Source organism: Leptospira selangorensis (assembly GCF_004769405.1).
Taxonomy (GTDB): Bacteria; Spirochaetota; Leptospiria; order Leptospirales; family Leptospiraceae; genus Leptospira_B; species Leptospira_B selangorensis.
This window is the reverse complement of sequence record NZ_RQES01000018.1, coordinates 15,899-29,380: the sequence shown is the minus strand read 5'-3', so window position 1 is coordinate 29,380 and position 13,482 is coordinate 15,899. Positions and strand designations below refer to the sequence as shown.

Sequence of the window (13,482 nt, the reverse complement as noted above, 5' to 3'; positions counted from 1 at the left end):
TTATACAATTTTCTATACAGAGTTCAGGCGGAGAATAAACTGGAGACCAGAGATTAGAATGAGGTCATCTATCTTTCATTTACTATTTCTCTTGGTTTTTATGGGTTGTTCTCAAAAAGCCGAGGTCTATTCCCCACAAGCAAAAGATGGAATTCTAGATCTGAGAAATTGGGACAGAGATCGTTTCTACACGGTTGCTCTAGATGGAGATTGGGAATTTGCGGATGGGATTATAACTCCGGAAAATTTTACCAAAGATGGATTCATTTCCGTTCCGGGTGCATGGAACTCATTTACAAAAAACGGCAAACAACATGAAGGAGAAGGCCTCGGGACTTACAAACTCACAGTCCTACTGGATAAACCGGTAAAAGATTTGGCCTTTCAAATCGGAGATGTTTCCACAGCATTCAAACTTTTCCTAAACGGAAAACTACTGATCGAGAACGGGAAGATCGGAAATTCAAGAGAAGAAATGGTTCCTTCTTATAAACATCCGATTGTTTTAATAGATGAAGAATCCAAAGAATTAAAACTCACATTACAAATATCAAATTTTTATCATAGAACAGGAGGGCTTCGCAAATCTATTAAGATCGGAGATACCTTAGCCGTTTTCGAGGAGAAAAAAAGACAGGTCGCGCTTGGTTGGGTGGTTTTCGGTGCCACCTTCTTCATGGGTCTTTATCATTTGATCCTGTTTCTGATGAGAAGAGTGGATAAATCCGCACTTTGGTTCGGATTATTCTGCATCGATCTAAGTATCAGAGGATTTTTTACAGGATCAGTATTTATATACGAGGTTACTCCTGATTCTTTCTGGGTCTATATCCATAAATTGGATATTTTAACCTTCGTTTTGGCCCTTCCATTGTTCTCCGTTTTTCTAAAAGCGGTTTTCCCGGACGAAAAATTCCATTATTATTTTAATACTCTATTCATAGGAGTAAGCTCTATATTCTTTATCTTGGTCCTTGCGCTACCTTCTACTGAATACATGAATTATATTAGAATATTCCAATCATTTGTAGGGATAAGTATAGTTTACTTTTTTATAATGATCGCTCTTTGTATTTTTAGAAGAAGAGAAGGTGCAATCCTATTTGCAATAGGTTCCTTAATACTTTTCTTAACTACATTAAATGATATCTTGAACCAAAGTTTGATCATAAAAGCGGAATATTTGGCAAGCTGGGGACTTCTCGCATTCTTATTCTCTCAAACCGTGATGCTTTCAGTCAGATTTTCCAATGCATTCGTAAGATTGGAAGAGCTCCAAAAATCATTGGAACAAAAAGTAACCGAAAGAACCAAACAATTAGAAGAAGCAAAACATATCGCAGAAGAAGCGAATTCACTCAAAGACACGTTCCTATCTTTAGCGACTCACGATTTAAGATCTCCTATTACAACGGTAATCGGCATCTTACATTTGATCAAAAATGATTACGACCAATTGGATGATGAATCCTTATTAGAATGGGTGGATAGAGCTGAATATACATCGTCTCAATCTTTAGAGATGATCGCAACACTCCTGGATCTAAATCGACTTAAATCGGGTTCTTTTCCTTTAGACAATAGTTTGATCTATGTATATCCGGAAGTAGAAGGTGTATTAGCTAAACTTCTTCCTCAAGCAGAAGCAAAAAAGATCCGTATTATAAATAAAATCCCGGACGATGTGAAGTTAAACGTAGATCGGGCCTTATTCGCTGAAATATTTATCAACCTAGTTTCCAATTCCATTAAGTTCTGCAGAGAAAATGATACGATCAGTATAGGATTTTCTAATGAGAAGAATGATCCTGAATTTTTCGTAGAAGATACAGGGATCGGGATACCTAAGGATATGATCCCGAATCTATTTTTAACCGAGATCAAATCTACTCGATTAGGGACCAAAAACGAATCCGGAACAGGTTTAGGTCTACCTTTGGTCTATAGCATTATAAAAGCTTATAATGGAAAAATTTCAGTAGAATCCGAAGAGAAAAAAGGAAGCAAATTTACATTCTGCATTCCTAGAGTTTAAGCTTTAGAACAAATATCACAATTTTCGCAAGAATGAAAACTTGCACCGAAATATTCGTATAAAAATTCCCTTCTACATTTTTCAGACTTTAAATACATAAGCATCTGATATAGTCGATTCAAACTCGCCTTCTTTCTTTCTTCCAGAACTTTCGGGTCCGTTAAAACGTCCGGTAATTCTCCTCTTAAAACAAGAGACTTTCTTTCCAAATCTCCCGAAGTGACTCCATGTCTTTCGAAAAGATTAAGAACAGTTTGTAAACGATGATCACCTCGATTTTTATGCACAACCATTGATTGTAATTCTTCATATTCGAGGGATGATAATTTTTCTCCCACTGACTTTAAGACCCGATAGGCTCGGATCATAAAATTTTCATCCGGATTCTGCCATTCAATAAAATCCATAAGAACCGATAAATCGTCTTGGTTATAAAATAGAAGACAGTCGGAAGGGTTCCCATCCCTCCCCGCTCTACCTATTTCCTGATAATAAGATTCCAAAGAAGAAGGTAGTTCTGCATGAATGATCGTACGAATATTAGCCTTATCAACTCCCATCCCGAATGCATTCGTGGCCAAGAGTAAGGTATTTTTAGAATTTAGAAAATCGTTTTGGATCTTTCTTCTTTTATCGGGAGATAACATTCCGTGATACACTCTATACCGGATCTTCTCTATATCCAAAAGTTCTGAAAAAATTTCGATATTTTTGATCAGATTAAAGTAAACGATCGTATTTCCTTTCAGATTTTTCAGATATGAGATCAGCTCTTTCGCTTTAGAAGAAGAATCTACAAAAGTCCTAACTTCCAAATAAAGATTCGGCCTAGAAATCCCTTCGTTATAGATTTGAATATCCGATTCGGATAATCCAATCTGTTTGATTATATCCTTTTGGATCTCTTTTGTCGCTGTAGCGGTTAAAGCGATAACTCTAGGATATTTTAGGATCTTTCTGAATTCCGAAATTTTAGTATAGTCAGGTCTGAAATCATGTCCCCATTGGCTGATACAATGAGCTTCGTCTACGACCAATAAGGAAACTTTTCGAGTTTTGAATATTTCCAGGAAGGCTGATTTACGAAATCTTTCAGGAGAAACATAAAGGATTTTATATTTCCCGTTCTTTAAGTTTTCATAACGAAGATTACGTTCTTCTTTAGAAATAGATGAGTTTACGAATTCGGCATCAATTCCCAAAGATTTTAATTTGTCCACTTGGTCCTGCATAAGAGCGATCAATGGAGAAATAACAACAGTCAATTCTTCCAATGCCAAGGCAGGCAATTGGTAACATAAAGATTTGCCCATGCCGGTAGGCATGATCACAAGGCAGTTTTTACCTTCTAAAACATCTTTTATAATTTTTTCTTGGGAGGATCTGAATTCGGAGACTCCGAATTTCTTTTTTAATTCTTGTAGATCGGACATTCGGACAATTTCCTTTTTGGATCCGATCCAGTTTTTGCCAATCCGGTTTTTACATTCTTTTGGAGAATAAAAAAGCCCCCGTCTTACGACGAGGGCCTGTAAACTGTGCTACAAATTTAAAGTTATAATCTACTTAATATTGTTTCTCCATACAATAAATCGTTGCGGACCGGTTACTGATTATAGTATGCGAAACACAATAATTCTCTACAGGAGGCGGATTATTTACCGCATAGTAGAAAGTTACTGAAGTCGGACTAAGAGAAGATGAGTAATAACCGCCCGAAGGAGCTGTTCTATCTTCTCTCGGGATAATTCCACATGCCCAACCTTCTCCCCAATAGTCATATACAACTCTTCTGAAATACCCAGAATAGGAAGCTGCCGTGTAGCTAGAAAACCCGCTTGGACAACTTGCAGTCGGAGCTGTTCCGTTATCTTCCGAAGTATAATTCGTATACGCACAAGCATGCAAACTGCAACTTTGAGTTTCTATTGCTGAACCTGCACAACCTTGAGTCGGATCCAAACAAACTCTGGATCTGGACTGGGTCCCGGCACCACATTTGGTACTACAAGTTCCCCAACTAGTGAATGTTCCCCAGCCTGAAGTTCCTTCTAAAGTTTTTGCACTTAGATTTCCACTCCATGGGCTTTTGTTTCCAACGTCGTCGTAGGCTACGATACAGAAATTATACACTGTATTCTGTAATAAGCCCCCGATGATAAAGGAAACTGCCTGACCTGGAACATAGTTATTCAAATTCGGATAACGTGTATCCACTGCGGCATCACATTCTATACTATTAGTGATCGGTGAAAGAGATACCCCAATTTTGTAACTGGATACTGTCCCGACCATTCCGTCGTCCCCTACATTGTACCAATTCAATTGGATTTGATCCAAAGAAACAGCGGCAGCGGATCTACTGGAAACAGGGTCCGGATTTACACTATCTAAGTCCTTTGCGGAAATTAAGACAGAGTCAATCCCTGTTCTTGCTCCGCCATAACAGGTTCCCGCATCGTCTCTAAAGGACAATTCCAGTAAATAATTTCCTGGAATATCCGGAACGAAGGAAGCAGACAATTGGTTTCCATTGGAAATATTAGAATCCAGTAATGCAGAGCCTACCGGTCTAGAGATAAATCTCCACTGGTATGAATAATTGGATACGATTGCTCCACAAATTCCTTTATCAGGATCCGATGAATTTGTTCCATTCAAGTTCACAACCTGAGAGATCATTCTATCCAATTGATCCGGTCCTGCATCTACGATCGGAGCCTTATTACTCATACGTGTTCTTGTAGAAACTGTTCCGTTCCAACTGCTACGATTACTTACCTCATCGTATGCTCTCACACAGAAATAATATCTGGTATCTTCGGAGAGGTCGTTTACTCTAAACGTAATTGAAGATCCGGCAGTAATTCCGAATAACGCATTCGGAATGGAAACCGCTCCATCACAATCATTATCAGTATTGATCACATTCGTGGATTTACGGATATCATAAGCAGCTGCGATTCCGGTATTATTATCATCACCCACAGCGGTCCAAGTTAGATCTACTGAAGTTTCATTTACGGTAACCGCATTTAAGTTAGTGATATTTCCAGGACGAGTTAAATCAGGAGTAGCAGGAGTTGTCGCTTGAACAGTCCCTGTCCAAGAACTTCTGTTTCCATTCCAATCGAATGCACGAATACAATAATAGTATGTGCTATTCGGAGAATGTCCGTTAATATCTAATACTTCCGGTAAGCCGGAATTTTTTGGCACTAATGAATGTGCAATCGCAGGCGCAGAATCACACTGAAGATTATTAGTGATCGCAGAAGAAGCTCTTCTTACCTCATATGCCGCAGCACGACCGGAACCGCTATCATTACCAGGAGCAGTCCAACGAAGTCTTACTTGAGTGAATGTCATAGCAGTTGCAGTCAAGTCAGTGATAGAACTTGGAGCAACAGAATCCACTACTGTAACTTTCGTAGTAGCGTTATTACTTCCTACAGTTGCGGTAACTCCCGCAAGCCCAGGAGCATTCGCATGTAATGTAGAATTTGTTAAAGTTCCGACAGGAACTCCACTAACTGCATTCCCGGTAACTACCATATTCGGACGAACAAAGCGAGGTTGACCTGCAAAAGATGCAGATACTGCAAACGTAACATTTTCACCCACGTCCATTTTCAAAACAGAAGGGATCAAAGTTAAACTATCAATAGGTGGATTTGTTTCTCCATTAGGAGTGCGGTCCGCAATATTCGGGATTCCATCGTTATCGGAATCAGGAAATAGAGTAACTGGCGGAGAAGCAGCGCTATTCGGATTAAAACCGTTATCCACTTCCCAAGCATCTAGATATCCGTCATTATCCTGATCTGTTTTAAATCCCGCAGTATAAGTAGAATTTCCGGCGTCTACAGGGTATTTAAATGTGTCCGAAGTAGGATGAGAGGAATTATTTCCATAAGAATCCACAGCCAAGACCTGCATTTGGATCCCACCTGCAACCATAGCTTCATACGGGATATTTGCGCTGTACCAATTTCCTGATTCAGGAGTCATAGGAATAGCAACTAAACTATTTCCTACAGTTCCAGTAAGAAGATACACTTGCATTGGATCCCCATCCGGCTCTATAACTCTAGTTCTAACCATATAAGGTAAATAAGAACAATTCGTTTTAAAATAATAGAAGGCTCCCATTATATTCGGAGCATTATTTCCTGCAGGAGGAGTTCCTCCACCGAATACCGAAAATGTACGAGTAGTAATCGTAATTTTATCACCGTTTACAGATGTTCTTCCGGTATTCCAACCACCGGTGATCCTGCCTGAATTATTGTCTTCAGGAGTTTGGCTGATCACGAATCCCTGGGACTTCTTCTTATTTAAATTCAAAGAACTTAATTTATCCGAATCTAATGTGATCGTTACGATCACGTCTTTTTTAAATCTATAAGAAGGAGTTATTTCATACAACTGAGAAGTCGGAAAATATCCTTGTGGAAGAGAATTGGAAGGAGGTTCGTATTTAGTGATCTCAAAAGATTCTTCTCCATCCATTGCTCCTTCCGGAATGAAAACGCTAAAAAGACCGTCTGTAGATTGTATGGTGGTCCCGTTAGGTCCGGACTTTCCGCTACCTGCGAATACTCCTGCCTTTTCCAACGACAAGAATGACAAATTGGATTTTTCATCCCATCCGATAGCTTTATTTAAAATTTGACAACTCGCGAGAAAGCTTGTAACGGCTACCGCTATCCCTATCGAGCGAATTAGATTACGCATCTTAGTTCTCCTAATCTGAAATTTCACTTAACGTTCATTTTTAGATTTTGAAGAATATAACCCAAACAGATTAAGATCCGTCAACTGGAGAAAATTTTTTAACTGATTTTAGATAAAATTTGGAAAAAATTTATAAATTAGGGAACCTTCTCTAAATTTTTTTACCCCGTTTTGGATAAAATTTTTTGTAGCGCTCCCTACAAAAATTCCTACTCTTTGTTATTAAACTTTTAACCAAGAGAATAAAATGAATCTTTCAACATTTAGAAATCTTCTGATCGTCCTAGGCTCTGTGTTTACCGCAGGCTTTCTATATTTAGTACTTCCACCTTTATCACAAAACTTCGACGTGATCGGCGCGTTTTTAGGAGGATTTGTAAATCCATTCTCCAGCGCTTACGCTCTGGATATAATTTTTACCTGGCTCGTTCTCGCAGCCTGGATCGTATATGATGCGAAAACAAAAGGGATCAAGAACGGGTGGATCGCACTTCTACTCGGTGTGGTTCCAGGTGTGGCAGTAGGAGCAGCTTATTATATTTATCTGAGAGAAAAACAGAATCGTAACTGAACCACTTTTTGTTCTTTGTAGGAATTCCAATATTCGGTTTCCGCTTTAAGGGAACCGACCAATCTCCAGGGGCCCACAAAACCATTCTATCTTCTAAAATTGGTGTGGGCCAATCAACCTGAGTTTCGTATTTTGGATAATCTCATAATTTATTGAACGGTTTGAAGGAATCGTATGAACTCCAACTCTCCCATTGTTTCCATCCAAAACCTCTCCAAATCCTATTCTAACGGATTCCAAGCTTTAAAAAATATAAACTTGGATATTGAAAAAGGAGAGATCATCGCTCTTTTAGGCCCGAACGGGGCCGGAAAAACAACTCTGATCTCTATTATCTGCGGGATAGTCAATCCAACCTCCGGTTCTGTTTCCGTAGGTGGTTACGATATTATCAAAGATTACAGAAAGACCAGATCCATGATCGGTCTTGTTCCCCAAGAACTCACAGTTCACGCATTTGAATCCGTTTTGAGCACTACGAGTTTCACCAGGGGTTTATTCGGAAAATCACCTAACAAGGAATATATCGAAGAAATTCTAAAGTCCCTCTCTCTTTTGGAAAAGAAGGACCAAACGATCATGACCCTATCCGGGGGAATGAAAAGAAGGGTAATGATCGCAAAAGCATTATCACATGAACCGGCAGTTTTATTTTTAGATGAACCTACTGCAGGTGTGGATGTAGAACTCAGAAAAGATATGTGGAATGTAGTGAGAGCTCTCAGAGACAAAGGTGTCACCATTATTCTCACTACACATTATATCGAAGAGGCGGAAGAGATCGCTGATAGAGTCGGCATCATGAACAAGGGAGAATTGGTCCTTGTAGAAAAGAAAACCGAACTAATGCATAAGCTTGGGAAAAAACAGATCTTATTGGATCTTGTTTCTCCCCTCCAAAGTCTGCCGAATAATTTTAACGGTTATGAGTTGGAATTAAAGAATGAAGGGAAACAATTATTGTACACCTACGACGGTCAGGAAAAACAAACCGGTATCGCAAACTTCTTAGAACAATTGAAAAAGTCCGGAATAGAATTCAGAGACCTGAATACCACCCAAAGCAGTTTGGAAGAAATTTTCGTACAATTAGTGAAGGAACCCAAATGAATCTGAACGCAATCAAAGCCATCTATTTTTTCGAAATGGCAAGAACGAGAAGAACATTGATGCAAAGTATTGCATCACCGGTTCTTTCTACTTCTTTGTACTTTATCGTTTTCGGTTCGGCGATCGGATCCAGGATCCAAGAAGTGAACGGAGTGTCTTACGGTTCTTTTATTGTGCCCGGGCTTGTAATGCTTTCATTATTGACTGAAAGTATCTCCAATGCTTCTTTCGGGATCTATTTCCCTAAGTTTACAGGTACCATCTACGAAATTTTATCCGCCCCCGTTTCCAGTATGGAAGCTGTGATCGGTTTCGTGGGAGCTGCTGCAACCAAATCTTTGATCTTAGGTTCCATCATGCTTGCTACCGCTTCTATGTTTGTGGAAATTAAGATCGCTCATCCATTTTTGATGGTGTTCTTTCTGATACTAACCTGTGTTTCTTTCAGTCTATTCGGATTTATCATAGGAATCTGGGCGGATAATTTCGAAAAACTGCAAGTGATCCCGATGTTAGTCATCACTCCTTTAGTTTTTTTGGGTGGAAGTTTCTATTCTGCAAATATGCTTCCTCCTTTCTGGCAAACCGTAACTCTATTCAACCCGATCCTATATCTGGTCAGCGGGTTCAGATGGAGTTTTTATGAGATAGGAGATGTAAGTCTTGAAATCAGTCTAACAATGATCTCACTCTTCTTGATTTTTTGCCTATGCGTTGTAGCTTGGATGTTCAAAACTGGATATCATATTAAGAAATAACGAAGCAGTAACGAAAGCGGCCTATGATTCCTTAGGCTGCCCGTTTCCATTCGAAAAACGATCCGAATATTTTTTCAAAAGTTCCTCTACTTTCGAATTAGATTCATTAGAAGGGTTTATACGGATCGCATCCTTTAAGATAGAATCCGCCCTATCAAAATTTTTAACCGCTATATAGATCTCTGCAAGATTGATCAGATTTTTGATATGAGAAGGTTCTCTCAAACGAAGACGTTCGCTAAAATCCAAGGCCTTTCTGATCTGACCTGCTTTTCTAGCCGCAAAAGAAGCCACATATAAGATCTCGCTATCGATCGGATTCATCTTAAAATAATCTTCCGCGTATCTTGCCGCCTTTTGGTAATCTTTTAACTTCAAGAAAAGTTTTATGAAATTTTTCTTTACTTCAGGAACTCTGCTATCTAAGGCTTCGGCTTCTTCTAAATAACTAAGGGCTTCTTGTGTATCTTTATTTAAGAAGGTTTCCTTTGCGTTCCTGAGTAATTCCTTGATCCTTTGCCTTTTTTCGTCTTGAGGGATTGAATGTTTCCCATTACCGGTAAAAGATAATCGGATGAGATCGGGGGAGATTTGAATATCTCCAATCATATAGACTTACAGGGCAGATCCTATACCGTCTTTTTAAATGGAGATGCTATGGGGAAATCCATGCAGGGTGCGGGAGGCGCACTGGTTTTAGGATCCGTTTTTGAATCCATACCTACGATAATATCATCTCTGCCGTCAGATCCCACGAAGATACAATCTCCCGGTTCCAACTGGAAAGTTTTGATAAAAATGGTACCTTCTACACCTGTTGTTCCTAATTTCCGGAACATGAACTCGTTCTCTATAAAACTTGCGATCCCATCCCTGTACAAAACCGTCCAAGGATGTTCCGCATTAATATAATATAATATTCCAAGTTCATCATCCACAAGTCCTATCACAGAAGAGACCAGCATAGAGCCGTCAAAACTTTCGAATACCTTATGCAATTCGATAAATGCATTTTTTAACCATCGTTCAGGAGATTGTTTTTTGATCGTGTCCACTACCCTTGTTCTTTCAATAATGGATTCAAAAACGGATCCTAAAACCAGTGCGCCTCCCGCACCCTGCATGGATTTCCCCATAGCATCTCCATTTAAAAAGACGGTATAGGATCTGCCCTGTAAGTCTATATGATTGGAGATATTCAAATCTCCCCCGATCTCATCCTCATGTTTTCTAAAGGTGAATCTTTTCTTTTGTTTCAGAAGAAATTCTACCTTTACATTTTCTTGATTTGCTTTATTCGAACCTAAGGGTTTGATCAAAAGAGAAGTTAAAAAATAATCCGCGTCTTGTTGTTGTTTTAATTCCTGGACCTCAGTCAAGGTTTGTTCCAATTCCTTGGTCCTATCCTTTACCTTCTCTTCCAGTTCATTAGCGTATTGTTCTAATCGTTTTCTAGCGGCCTGAATGGACCTAGCCATTCTGTTAAAAGATCTTGCAATAAATCCGATCTCATCCTCTACTCTTGGGACCAATCTATATTCTAAATTTCCGGAGTTTACTTCCGTTAAACCTACTACAATTTCTTCCATCGGTTTTACGATCGCATTATGGAAGAAGAATCTAAATCCAAAACTAATAGTAACGATCATTACCAAAAGACAGATCACCATTACTAAAGATGGAGAATGTAAATATTCTCTGAAGGATTTATAAGTAAACCCCACCTCGTAAATTTTTTCACTTTGAGGATGGATCACTAAATATGCCAAATAGAACTCTGGAGTTTTTTCGTTCGCTTTATTAAACTTGGCTCCTCTATACATCCTCTCCCCCACTTCTCTTAAAGAAGTTAAGGGAAGAATAAAGGAAGATCTTACTTCTAACTCTGATTTTCCGGAAGAAATATCCTTCTCCACTTTTTTGCGAACTTGTTCAAGCACTGATTTCAAACCGATCTCTTCCGAATTCAGAAGTTTGCTCACCGCTGCCGGATCGTTTTTAGAAGGAAGATTGGAGTATTTGTTTTTTATAATATTCAGTTTTTTATTTAAAAAACGAAAGAAATTCATAAGTTCCGCATCTGAAACTTTTGTTTCTCCTTTTGATTCGTAAAAATTCTTTATCCCTTCCGAATATGCGTAAAACTCTTTAGGAGAATTGGATAAAATAACCTTAGATCTTTCCCATCTTTCTTTCGCGCTCAATGTTCCCAAAGTGGTAAGTTTTCGGGATATATTGAAAAATTTAATCTCCAAACGATCTTCCGAATCGAACCTGGAGTCTTTCTCTCCTTTTTCCAAGAGGAACTCTTTGGAATCCGGATCAAAAGAAAGAAGATATGCAAATCCCTCCGGTTTTTTGCCCTGAAACGCGGCGAGTTCGGAAGCCTGTACTTTTAATGTATCAAAAGAAGTTTCATAACCGTTTAATATCGCATATCCCACTAATTGAAACGCCAAAAGAAAAGTAGCCATGGTCACAGCTACAATCTTACTCAAAATCGTAGTCCTCTCCTTAGTTGCGTTTGCATAAATGATCAAAACAAGAAACAAGCCGGCTACAAGAGCGATATCGGTGGTATGTTGGAATACTTTTCTAGAAACTGAGCCGTCCCTACTCATTACATTCAGAATACCTGGAATGATCGTAATGGTAGAATACGCGATTGCAATATAGATGATCCATCTTCTCTCTTTTCCTCTCTCTACAATCGCTCTCCAAGTAGCGGAGGCCAAAAAAGAAAAGTTATATATTAAAATTATAATGGAAAAAATTTTATAGAACTTATGGGATTCGAAATCCCAATAATTGCTACCTATATTAAAACGATGATCCGATTGTAATGTTACTGCAATAAATGTAGCCTCTACAATTGCGAGTCCGGCATATAGAATAGAATAAACGGTTAAGCCGAACTTAACGTTTCTTGGATTCGGAAAATAAAAGAAAAATATAAAACACTGAACAAATCCCATCATAGGAGAAGGGATCGCCAGCCAACGATGAATGATCGTCCATTGATCAAAAGAGATAAATGCAATAATATAAGCTAAATGGAATAGGGTCATCGCCAGAGTGGAAAGACCCAAGTGAAATGCCGCCTTACTTCTATCCTTGATACTTAAAAAGAAGAAGGTAACGTAAATAGAAAAAAGACAGGCTAATAAAGAACCGAAAAAGTAAAAATTAAAATAGAACTGGTCCATATCGGAAGCATAAAAAGAATCTCAAAACCGGTTTCCGTCAAGAAGATTGTTTGAGAAATAGAACCGGTTATAGTTGAAGCTTTGATTAGAACGATTCCATTCGAAAGAATGACTAAGCTCCCAATCTCTCCAGCTCTGAATTTCTAGGAGAAAGACCGTGTATTCTTTTATATGCTTTGGAAAAAGCAAACGCAGAAGAATAACCCACAGTCCTTGCAATCTCTTCTAAGGTAAAATTTTCCTCTATCATCAGAGTTTTTCCCTTATCTATTCTTAATTTTGCCAAATAATCCATGGGAGTACATCCCAAAACTTCTCTAAATCGATTCGCGATAGAAGCCCTAGAAACACCGACTGCTCTGGATAATTTTTCCAATGTCCAAGGATAAGAAAGTTTTCTATGTAATGCCTCTAATGCTCTTAAAATTTTTTCGTCTTTAAATGCACTTCTCCAGCCAGGAGAATAGGAAGGATGGATCTCCAACCAGTGTCGGATTACGTAATATAAAAGAATATCGGTTAATCTTTGTAATATCAGATCGGAACCTATACCGGAATCCAATTCTTGAGAGATCAATACTTGAGTAGTGTTCAAAGGATGATGCGCTAGAACATCGGATGATTTTACTAAAATAAAATCCGGAAGTTCTAAGAAAAATGGATGCTGAGCAGTTTCAGGAACTTCATAACGAACGGAAACGAATGTGGTTAAAGGAAGTTTATCGGATCTTTTTTGTTTTTCGGACATATCCTGGAACTTGGAAATATGTAATACATTATCATCAGGGGAATATACAAGGTCATGATCCAAACCTTTTGCAACGAATAGAATATCTCCCTTTTCCAAATGGATCAGTTTTCCTTTGATCCTTGCGTAACATGAACCTTGGGAAAGAATATGGAATCCACCGCTCCTTTCACAAGGAAAACGAAATCCCCAAGGTTTATAGAGGGAAGTCCTGGCGAGTAGATCCGCCTTCCAACCCGCATTTGTCAATATTTCCGAAAGAATATCCATATTTTAAGAATAAGCTATAATATCCAAAAGTCGATTCCTTTATACTC

At 38.6% G+C, this 13,482-nt stretch carries 7 protein-coding genes and 1 pseudogene; 4 read left to right on the top strand and 4 right to left on the bottom strand.

All coding sequences use genetic code 11. From position 1 onward, the window contains the following. Positions 1–58: 58 nt before the first annotated feature. A complete protein-coding gene (locus tag EHO58_RS12665; protein WP_135680186.1) occupies positions 59–2,035 on the top strand; it encodes a sensor histidine kinase in 1,977 nt (658 codons plus the stop codon). Here the strand turns inward: EHO58_RS12665 and EHO58_RS12660 are convergent. Then, complete coding sequence (locus EHO58_RS12660) at positions 2,032–3,468, bottom strand: RecQ family ATP-dependent DNA helicase (protein WP_135680185.1); 1,437 nt, start codon at positions 3,466–3,468, stop codon at positions 2,032–2,034. The two genes, EHO58_RS12665 and EHO58_RS12660, sit on opposite strands and share 4 nt — an antisense overlap. A 133-nt stretch (positions 3,469–3,601) precedes the next feature. Then, on the bottom strand, positions 3,602–6,772 hold the full coding sequence (locus EHO58_RS12655; RefSeq protein WP_135680184.1) for a fibronectin type III domain-containing protein: 3,171 nt from the start codon (positions 6,770–6,772) through the stop codon (positions 3,602–3,604). A 247-nt stretch (positions 6,773–7,019) separates the two neighbouring features. Between EHO58_RS12655 and EHO58_RS12650 the strand changes: the two genes are divergently transcribed. From EHO58_RS12650 to EHO58_RS12640, 3 genes are all read left to right on the top strand, one after another. After that, on the top strand, positions 7,020–7,343 hold the full coding sequence (locus EHO58_RS12650; RefSeq protein ID WP_135629079.1) for a DUF2834 domain-containing protein: 324 nt from the start codon (positions 7,020–7,022) through the stop codon (positions 7,341–7,343). A 174-nt stretch (positions 7,344–7,517) separates the two neighbouring features. Then, complete coding sequence (locus EHO58_RS12645; protein ID WP_135680183.1) at positions 7,518–8,453, top strand: ABC transporter ATP-binding protein; 936 nt, start codon at positions 7,518–7,520, stop codon at positions 8,451–8,453. Further along, positions 8,450–9,211: an ABC transporter permease gene (locus EHO58_RS12640; RefSeq protein ID WP_135680182.1), complete on the top strand. Its 762-nt coding sequence runs from the start codon at positions 8,450–8,452 to the stop codon at positions 9,209–9,211. The genes EHO58_RS12645 and EHO58_RS12640 overlap by 4 nt, the downstream gene beginning before the upstream one ends. A 21-nt stretch (positions 9,212–9,232) precedes the next feature. Here the strand turns inward: EHO58_RS12640 and EHO58_RS12635 are convergent. Next, a pseudogene (locus tag EHO58_RS12635) lies at positions 9,233–12,417 on the bottom strand (SpoIIE family protein phosphatase). A 112-nt stretch (positions 12,418–12,529) separates the two neighbouring features. After that, entirely contained in the window at positions 12,530–13,435 is a 906-nt protein-coding gene (locus EHO58_RS12630) for an AraC family transcriptional regulator (protein ID WP_135680181.1), read from the bottom strand. Positions 13,436–13,482 lie beyond the last annotated feature (47 nt).

Coding starts and splice junctions, on each gene's coding strand:
- EHO58_RS12665 (WP_135680186.1), top strand. CDS start 59: ATGAGGTCATCTATCTTTCATTTACTATTTCTCTTGGTTTTTATGGGT.
- EHO58_RS12660 (WP_135680185.1), bottom strand. CDS start 3,468: ATGTCCGATCTACAAGAATTAAAAAAGAAATTCGGAGTCTCCGAATTC.
- EHO58_RS12655 (WP_135680184.1), bottom strand. CDS start 6,772: ATGCGTAATCTAATTCGCTCGATAGGGATAGCGGTAGCCGTTACAAGC.
- EHO58_RS12650 (WP_135629079.1), top strand. CDS start 7,020: ATGAATCTTTCAACATTTAGAAATCTTCTGATCGTCCTAGGCTCTGTG.
- EHO58_RS12645 (WP_135680183.1), top strand. CDS start 7,518: ATGAACTCCAACTCTCCCATTGTTTCCATCCAAAACCTCTCCAAATCC.
- EHO58_RS12640 (WP_135680182.1), top strand. CDS start 8,450: ATGAATCTGAACGCAATCAAAGCCATCTATTTTTTCGAAATGGCAAGA.
- EHO58_RS12630 (WP_135680181.1), bottom strand. CDS start 13,435: ATGGATATTCTTTCGGAAATATTGACAAATGCGGGTTGGAAGGCGGAT.